The organism is Micromonospora sp. LOL_023 (assembly GCF_048060115.1).
Classification (GTDB): Bacteria; Actinomycetota; Actinomycetes; order Mycobacteriales; family Micromonosporaceae; genus Micromonospora_E.
The window spans coordinates 1-1083 of the sequence record NZ_JBHMIM010000174.1 but is presented as its reverse complement, the minus strand read 5'-3'; the positions used below and the strand labels follow the sequence as shown (position 1 = coordinate 1083).

Sequence of the window (1083 nt, the reverse complement as noted above, 5' to 3'; positions counted from 1 at the left end):
CCAGGATCTTCGGGTCGCGCTGCCCGGCGATCAGCGCGGCCATCATCTCCCGTCCGGAGGTTCCGAAGATGTCACTGGCCACCACGCTCAGCTTGATCTGGGCATCCTCGAGCAGCTTCTCGACCCGGCTGCGTTCAGCGGTCCGGGCGGCAATCAGATCGACCCGATAGCGAGTCAGGTCCCGCAGCTCGCGGATCGGCGCCGGCGGTACGAAGCTCGGCCGGATCATCTGCCGTTCGGCGACCTTGCACAGCCAGACCGCGTCGAGCCGGTCGGTCTTCGGACGTCCGGGTAGATGCTTGACGTCCTTGGCGTTGACCAGCCATGCGTCGACGCCGGCTGCTTCGAGCAGGTAGAACACCGGCTTCCAGTAGTCCGAGGTCGACTCCATCACGACCCGGGTCACGCCCAGTTCCCGCAGCCGGTCAGCCATCGTCAGCAACGACCGGGTCATCGTGGAGTAGGTCGACACCTCCTGCCGTCGCCGCCCTCCAGGTCCCTGGCCCGGGACCCGTACGCAACACACCAGCTCGGCCTTGCCAATGTCGAGCGCCGCGATCCGCTCGATGATCTCCTCGTTGTCCTGACTTGACTCCAACACCCGGTCCTTCCATCCAGTCGGTCACAGGGTGGCCGCCCGCGGGAGCTGCTGGAGTCGAAAGCGAAGCTGATCCGCGTGCTCGAAGCAACATTGAAGGGCCCATGACGCAGCTCCCCACACCCGACTTTCCACGGCCTCGAAGACCAAGCGCACACGGCGTCAGCGAGCGGCCGCGATCATTTTCAGCCCGGAACGGGCCCGATCAAAGAGCAGCGAGGGAACTTTTCCCATGATGTCCAACGCCATCCGGGTCTTCGTCAGATCCGCCCGCAGTTTCTCGTTCTGCCGGCGCAGCTTCTCCAACTCGATCTGGTCCGCGGACTTTTTCACCCGTGGCGCAGAGGGGGCGGCGGTATCCGTTTTCCCGCCGCTGTCGACGTGGCCGAGGTGTCCGGCGTCGCGGGCCCGTGTCCACTCGATGATGTGTGACGAGTACAGGCCTTCCCGGCGCAGGATCGCGCCTTTCTCGCCGTTCGGGGCGT

General features: G+C 65.5%; 1 protein-coding gene and 1 pseudogene. Both read right to left on the bottom strand.

Annotated features, from left to right (window positions below):
* Positions 1-601 (bottom strand): IS110 family transposase (locus tag ACFHVL_RS31330; protein WP_416632237.1); only part of this gene is annotated, 601 nt, incomplete at its 3' end.
* A 159-nt stretch (positions 602-760) separates the two neighbouring features.
* Positions 761-1083: pseudogene (locus ACFHVL_RS31325) on the bottom strand (hypothetical protein); the annotation flags it as partial.